The sequence below is a fragment of the Pseudomonas sp. GL-RE-29 genome, from assembly GCF_019947275.1.
GTDB lineage: Bacteria > Pseudomonadota > Gammaproteobacteria > Pseudomonadales > Pseudomonadaceae > Aquipseudomonas > Aquipseudomonas fluorescens_A.
Map to the genome: position 1 here is coordinate 21,124 of NZ_JAGYGD010000053.1, position 7,009 is coordinate 28,132.

At 60.3% G+C, this 7,009-nt stretch carries 6 protein-coding genes; 1 reads left to right on the forward strand and 5 read right to left on the reverse strand.

All coding sequences use genetic code 11. The features are described from left to right. Positions 1–26: 26 nt before the first annotated feature. From KGB21_RS28010 to KGB21_RS28030, 5 genes are all read right to left on the reverse strand, one after another. Positions 27–1,046, reverse strand: a complete 1,020-nt coding sequence (locus tag KGB21_RS28010; RefSeq protein ID WP_034148874.1) for a branched-chain amino acid aminotransferase — start codon at positions 1,044–1,046, stop codon at positions 27–29. Positions 1,047–1,335: 289 nt separating this feature from the next. Continuing rightward, positions 1,336–2,718 carry a dihydrolipoyl dehydrogenase gene (gene lpdA / locus KGB21_RS28015; protein ID WP_223507390.1) on the reverse strand — a complete coding sequence of 461 codons (1,383 nt, stop codon included), beginning with the start codon at positions 2,716–2,718 and terminating at the stop codon, positions 1,336–1,338. Positions 2,719–2,736: 18 nt separating this feature from the next. After that, a complete protein-coding gene (locus KGB21_RS28020) occupies positions 2,737–4,014 on the reverse strand; it encodes a dihydrolipoamide acetyltransferase family protein (protein ID WP_223507391.1) in 1,278 nt (425 codons plus the stop codon). Next, entirely contained in the window at positions 4,015–5,073 is a 1,059-nt protein-coding gene (locus KGB21_RS28025; RefSeq protein ID WP_034148871.1) for an alpha-ketoacid dehydrogenase subunit beta, read from the reverse strand. It lies immediately after the preceding gene. 1 nt (position 5,074) lies between these two features. Further along, complete coding sequence (locus tag KGB21_RS28030) at positions 5,075–6,310, reverse strand: 3-methyl-2-oxobutanoate dehydrogenase (2-methylpropanoyl-transferring) subunit alpha (protein ID WP_034148870.1); 1,236 nt, start codon at positions 6,308–6,310, stop codon at positions 5,075–5,077. A gap of 185 nt (positions 6,311–6,495) precedes the next feature. Between KGB21_RS28030 and bkdR the strand changes: the two genes are divergently transcribed. Further along, positions 6,496–6,984 carry a Bkd operon transcriptional regulator BkdR gene (gene bkdR, locus KGB21_RS28035; protein ID WP_025111414.1) on the forward strand — a complete coding sequence of 163 codons (489 nt, stop codon included), beginning with the start codon at positions 6,496–6,498 and terminating at the stop codon, positions 6,982–6,984. The last annotated feature ends 25 nt before the right edge of the window (positions 6,985–7,009 follow it).

Genomic DNA, 7,009 nt, shown 5'->3' on the forward strand with positions numbered 1-7,009 from the left:
TTTCTTTAAGCGGGTAGGGCGTCAGGTCAAACCTTGACGATCCAGCCTGCCGGGGCTTCGATGTCGCCGGTTTGCACGCCGGTCAGCTCTTTATAGAGCTTCTGGGTGATCGGGCCGACTTCGGTTTCGCTATGGAACACGTGCAGGTGATCGTTGTAGTTGATGCCGCCGATTGGCGTGATCACCGCGGCAGTGCCGCAGGCGCCGGCTTCTTTGAAGTCCGACAGCTTGTCGATGAACACGTCACCTTCGATCACTTCCAGGCCCAGACGGGTTTTTGCCAGCTCGATCAGCGACAGACGGGTGATGCCCGGCAGTACCGACGGCGAATTCGGGGTCACGAACTTGTTGTCGTGGGTGATCCCGAAGAAGTTGGCCGAACCGACTTCCTCGATCTTCTTGTGGGTCAACGGGTCCAGGTAGATGCAGTCGGCGAAGTGCGCCTTCTTGGCCTGGGAGCCTGGCATCAGGCTGGCGGCGTAGTTGCCACCGACCTTGGCTGCACCGGTGCCTTGAGGGGCGGCGCGGTCATAGCTGGAGATCAGGAAGTTGTGCGGGGTCAGGCCGCCTTTAAAGTAGGCGCCGACCGGGATCGCAAAAACCGAGAAGATGAATTCAGGGGCGGTACGCACGCCGATGTTGTCACCCACGCCGATCACGAACGGACGCAGGTACAGCGCGCCGCCGGTGCCGTATGGCGGGATGAAGCGCTCGTTGGCGCGAACCACTTCCTTGCACGCTTCGATGAACTGCTCGGTGGACACGTGTGGCATCAGCAGGCGGGCGCAGCTGCGTTGCATGCGCGCGGCGTTCTGGTCCGGGCGGAACAGGTTGATCGAGCCGTCCTTGCAACGATAGGCTTTCAGGCCTTCGAAGCATTGCTGGCCATAGTGAAGGGCAGTGGAGCCTTCGCTGATGTGCAGCACGTTGTCTTCGGTCAGGGTGCCTTTGTCCCACTCACCATTACGCCAGTACGACAGATAGCGCTTGTCGGTCTTGATGTAGTCAAAACCCAGCTTGTCCCAATTGATGCTTTCGTTACCCATGACACCCTCTATCACTTAACAACCGCCGAAACGGTTCAAGGCTTCTGACGTTTTTCCGGATGGGCACAACAATACTTCATTCCGGGCCGATTTCGCAGCCCGGACTATCGGCTATTTACCGCCGATTCTTCATTGTTCTAAATCCTGTGGCGAGGGAGCTTGCTCCCGCTCCAGTGCGCAGCACTGGTAAAACCAGACACCGCGGTGCAGCAAATGCACGGTGGCGGCAGGGTTTGGGGCCGCTTCGCAGCCCAGCGGGAGCAAGCTCCCTCGCCACAGTTGATCGTATTTACAGGTGCAACGCGTGGCCCAATGCCCGCAGTGCCGCTTCCTGCACAGCCTCGCCGAGCGTCGGATGCGCATGGATGGTGCCGCCAATGTCTTCCAGCCGCGCGCCCATCTCCAGGCTTTGCGCGAACGCCGTGGACAGCTCTGACACCCCGACACCGACCGCCTGCCAGCCGACAATCACATGATTATCCCGACGAGCGACTACGCGTACGAAGCCGCTTTTCGATTCCAGGGTCATCGCCCGACCATTGGCGGCGAACGGGAAGCTGGAGACGATGCAGTCCAGCCCGGCAGCCTTGGCTTCGTCTGGAGTCTGGCCGACCACCACCAGTTCCGGATCGGTGAAGCACACCGCGGCAATGGCGGTCGGGTTGAATTCGCGGGACTTGCCGCTGATCAGCTCGGCGACCATTTCACCTTGGGCCATGGCCCGATGCGCGAGCATCGGTTCGCCACTCAGGTCACCGATGGCGTAGACGTTGCGCATGCTGGTCTGGCAGCGGTTGTCGATCTTGATCGACGAACCGTTCATGTCCAGATTCAGCGCCTCGAGGTTCCAGCCCAGGGTGTTTGGTTTACGACCAACGGCCACCAGGACCTGATCGGTTTCCAGGTTCAGGGTCTCGCCACCTGGCTCCAAAACCTGCAAGGTATTGTTAGCAGAATCAAAGCCTTGCACGCTGTGTTTCAAGTAAAGCTTCACGCCGAGTTTTTTCAGTTCGTCGTGCACGGGCTGGGTCAGTTCGGCGTCGTAGGCAGGAAGGATGCGCTCCTGAGCCTCGACCACGCTGACATCTGCGCCGAGTTTGCGATAGGCAATACCCAGCTCCAGACCAATGTAACCACCCCCCACCACGATCAGTCGTTTTGGCACGGAAGTCGGCGCCAGCGCTTCGGTAGAGGAGATGATCGGTCCGCCAATCGGCAACATTGGCAAATTCACGCTTTTCGACCCGGTGGCCAGCACCAGGTGCTCGCACTGGATGCGCGTGTCGCCAACGTCGACGGTTTTGCCATCGACTACCTTGGCCCAGCCTTGAATGACCTGGACCTTGTTCTTTTTCAGCAACGCCGCAACGCCGGTGGTCAGGCGATCAACGATGCCATCCTTCCACTCGACGCTCTTGCTGATATCGAGGGTTGGCGCCGACACGCTGATGCCCAACGCCGAGTGCTGGCTGTGGTGCTGCGTCTGGTGGAACTGCTCAGCGACGTGAATCAGTGCCTTGGACGGAATGCAGCCGATGTTCAGGCAGGTGCCGCCCAACGACTGGCCTTCCACCAGAATGGTCGCAATGCCCAGTTGCCCGGCACGGATGGCCGTTACGTAACCGCCGGGACCGCCGCCGATGATCAGCAATGTGGTGTTCAGAGTTTGCATGCTGCTCTCCAACAAAAATCAGTCCACAAACAAGGTGGCGGGTTGTTCGAGCAGGCCACGGACGGCCTGGATGAATTGCGCCGCGTCCATGCCGTCGACCACGCGGTGATCGAAGGAGCTGGAGAGGTTCATCATCTTGCGAATCACGATCTGGCCTTTGACGACCATCGGGCGTTCGACGATTTTGTTCACGCCAACAATCGCCACTTCCGGCAGATTCAGCACTGGCGTGCTGACGATGCCGCCCAACGCGCCGAGGCTGGTCAAGGTGATAGACGAGCCGGACAACTCATCGCGGCTGGCCTTGCCGTTACGGGCAGCGGTGGCCAAACGGGAGATTTCCTGAGCGCTGTCCCACAAGCTGCGGGCTTCGGCGTGACGCACCACCGGCACCATCAAACCGATATCCGCCTGGGTGGCGATGCCGACATGCACCGCGCCGAGGCGGGTGATGACCTGGGCTTCGTCGTCGTAACGGGCGTTGATCTGCGGGAAGTCACGCAGGGCAACGACCAGGGCGCGAACCAGGAATGGCAGCAAGGTCAACTTGCCGCGAGTCGCGCCGTGTTTTTCGTTCAGGTGGGCGCGCAGTTCTTCCACCGCCGTCACATCGATTTCTTCGACGTAGCTGAAGTGGGCGGCGCGCTGGGTAGCGTCCTGCATGCGCTGGGCGATCTTGCGGCGCATGCCGATTACCGGGATCTGTTCTTCGTCGTTACGCTGGGCGTACGCGGCGGCGACAGGTGCCGAGGCGTTCGACTGACCCTGGGCCAGATAGGCATCAAGGTCTTCGTGCAATACACGACCGGCCGGGCCTGTGCCACGTACCAGGCGCAACTGAATGCCGAGGTCCAGCGCATGCTTGCGCACAGCCGGGGAGGCCAGCGGACGCTCATCGGCTTCGCGGGCAACCATCGGGCCTTGGCACACGGCCGGGCGTGGTGCTGCGGCAGCGACTGGTTTGCTTTGCACGACAGGTTCAACTTCAGGCGCTGCAACCGGTGCTTCTTTAACAGCAACCGCCGGCTGAGCCGATTCTTTAACGTTGCCCGCGCCTTCGACTTCAATGCTGATCAGCACACTGCCAACCGCCATGACTTCGCCCGGCTGTCCGCCGAGGGCGATGACTTTGCCATGCACCGGCGATGGAATGTCGACCATCGCTTTGTCGGTCATGACATCGGCCAGCACCTGATCCTCGACAACCATGTCGCCGACCTTGACGTGCCATACCGACAATTCAACTTCTGCAATGCCTTCACCAATGTCCGGCATTTTAATAACGTGCGTGCCCATTCAGACCTCCATGACCCGTTTCAACGCCGCGCCCACTCGGGACGGCCCTGGGAAATACGCCCACTCTTGCGCGTGCGGGTAGGGGGTGTCCCATCCGGTGACGCGTTCGATCGGCGCTTCCAGGTAGTGGAAGCAGTGCTCTTGCACCAGCGCCGTCAGTTCGGCGCCGAAGCCGCAAGTGCGGGTGGCTTCGTGAACGATCACGCAACGTCCGGTTTTCTTCACCGATTTGGTGATGGTTTCCAGGTCCAGTGGCCACAGGCTGCGCAGGTCGATGACTTCGGCATCGATACCGCTTTCTTCAGCGGCGACTTGCGACACGTAAACGGTGGTGCCGTAGGTCAGGATGGTCACGTCCTTGCCCGGACGGGCGATCGCGGCAACGTCCAGCGGTACGGTGTAGTAACCGTCCGGAACCTGTGCAGCGGGGTGTTTCGACCATGGGGTAACCGGGCGCTCGTGGTGGCCGTCGAAAGGGCCGTTGTACAGCCGTTTAGGCTCCAGGAAGATCACCGGGTCATCGTTTTCGATGGAGGCGATCAACAGGCCTTTGGCGTCGTAGGGGTTGGACGGCATGACGGTGCGCAGACCGCATACCTGAGTGAAGAGCGCCTCGATGCTCTGGCTGTGGGTCTGGCCGCCGTAGATGCCGCCGCCGCAGGGCATGCGCAGGGTCATCGGCGCGGTGAATTCACCCGCCGAGCGATAACGCAGGCGCGCAGCTTCGGAAATGATCTGGTCGTAGGCCGGGTACACGTAGTCGGCGAACTGGATTTCCACCACCGGGCGCAGACCGTAGGCGCCCATGCCCACGGCGGTGCCGACGATACCGCTTTCAGAGATCGGCGCGTCGAACACCCGCGAGGTGCCGTACTTGGCTTGCAGCCCTTCGGTGCAGCGGAACACGCCGCCGAAGTAGCCGACGTCCTGGCCGAAGACCACGACGTTGTCGTCACGCTCAAGCATCACATCCATGGCCGAGCGCAGGGCCTGGATCATGGTCATGGTGGTCGTGGTCATGGCGGTGTCCAACTGAATATTGTTGTTGTGATCGTTCATGTCAGATCCCCAGCTCTTGACGCTGGCGCTTCAAGTGCTCCGGCATCTCTTTGTAGACGTCTTCGAACATGGTCGCGGCGCTTGGAATCTGGCCACCGGCGAGGGTGCCGAATTTTTCAGCTTCTTTCTGCGCGGCGATCACTTCAGCTTCCAGTTCGGCGCTGACGGCGGTGTGTTCCTCTTCGGACCACTGGCCGACCTTGATCAGGTGCTGCTTGAGGCGCGCGATCGGGTCGCCCAACGGGAAGTGGCTCCAGTCGTCGGCAGGACGGTATTTGGACGGGTCATCGGAAGTCGAGTGCGGACCCGCGCGGTAGGTGACCCATTCGATCATGGTCGGACCCAGGTTGCGGCGGGCGCGTTCGGCGGCCCAGGCAGAAGCGGCATAGACCGCGTAGAAATCGTTGCCATCAACCCGAAGGGAGGCAATGCCGCAACCGACGCCACGACCGGCGAAGGTGGTTGCTTCGCCACCGGCAATTGCCTGGAAGGTCGAGATCGCCCACTGGTTGTTGACCACGTTGAGGATCACCGGTGCGCGGTACACGTGGGCGAAGGTCAGGGCAGTGTGGAAGTCTGATTCAGCGGTGGCGCCGTCGCCAATCCACGCCGAGGCGATTTTGGTGTCGCCTTTGATTGCCGAGGCCATGGCCCAGCCGACGGCCTGGACAAATTGTGTGGCGAGGTTGCCGGAAATGGTGAAGAAACCGGCGTCTTTCACCGAGTACATGATCGGCAACTGGCGTCCCTTGAGCGGATCGCGCTCGTTGGACAGCAGTTGGCAGATCAGGTCCACCAGCGGTACTTCGCGGGCCATCAGGATGCTTTGCTGGCGGTAGGTCGGGAAGCACATGTCGTCGATGTTCAGGGCCAGGGCCTGGGCGCTGCCGATGGCTTCCTCGCCGAGGCTCTGCATGTAGAACGACATCTTCTTCTGGCGCTGGGCGACCACCATGCGGTTGTCGTAGATCCGCGTCTTGAGCATGGCGCGCATGCCTTTGCGCAGGATCTCGACCGGCACGTTTTCAGCCCATGGACCCAGAGCATTGCCCTGATCGTCGAGCACGCGGATCAGGCCCTTGGCCAGGTCGGCGGTGTCGGACGGTTCAACGTCAACTGGGGGTTTGCGCACCGTGCCGGCATCGGTCAGGTGCAGGTAGGAGAAGTCGGTTTTACAGCCGGGACGGCCCGAGGGTTCGGGTACGTGCAGGCGAAGCGGTTCGTACGCTTGGGTCATGGCTTCTACGCTCGATCTTGTGAATTTCTTGTAGTGAGCTGACAGATTTCGTTCTGTGGAAGAAATCTTGTCCTACAACAATCATAGGCCCGGCCAAGAAGAATATTTCTCTCTGTTTCATTGCGCTCAAGATCATTTGCAGATAAAAAATCTGCATAAACATAAAAAACAGGTGGTTTTGTCTCATGCGCAAACTGGACCGTACCGATATCGGCATTCTCAACAGCCTTCAGGAGAACGCGCGGATCACCAATGCTGACCTGGCTCGCTCGGTCAACCTCTCGCCAACACCGTGCTTCAACCGGGTCAAGGCGATGGAGGAATTGGGGCTGATTCGCGAGCAAGTGACCCTTCTGGATGCGGATCTGTTGGGTTTGCACGTCAACGTGTTCATCCACGTCAGCCTGGAAAAACAGGTGGAGGAGGCATTGCAGCATTTCGAAGAGGCGATCTCGGATCGCCCGGAAGTGATGGAGTGCTATTTGATGGCTGGCGACCCGGACTATTTGATCCGTGTGCTGGTGCCGACCATTCAGTCGCTGGAGCGCTTCATGATGGACTTTCTGACCAAGGTCCCGGGAGTGGCGAACATCCGCTCGAGTTTTGCGCTCAAGCAGGTGCGTTATAAAACCGCTTTGCCGTTGCCGGCGAATGGGTTGACGTTGGGGGCTTGATCACGCCACACCACAAACCCGTAGG

Bases quoted from the DNA above. Each gene is read 5' to 3' on its own strand.
- KGB21_RS28030 (WP_034148870.1), bottom strand. From the start codon at position 6,310: ATGACCCAAGCGTACGAACCGCTTCGCCTGCACGTACCCGAACCCTCG.
- KGB21_RS28010 (WP_034148874.1), bottom strand. From the start codon at position 1,046: ATGGGTAACGAAAGCATCAATTGGGACAAGCTGGGTTTTGACTACATC.
- KGB21_RS28025 (WP_034148871.1), bottom strand. From the start codon at position 5,073: ATGAACGATCACAACAACAATATTCAGTTGGACACCGCCATGACCACG.
- lpdA (WP_223507390.1), bottom strand. From the start codon at position 2,718: ATGCAAACTCTGAACACCACATTGCTGATCATCGGCGGCGGTCCCGGC.
- KGB21_RS28020 (WP_223507391.1), bottom strand. From the start codon at position 4,014: ATGGGCACGCACGTTATTAAAATGCCGGACATTGGTGAAGGCATTGCA.
- bkdR (WP_025111414.1), top strand. From the start codon at position 6,496: ATGCGCAAACTGGACCGTACCGATATCGGCATTCTCAACAGCCTTCAG.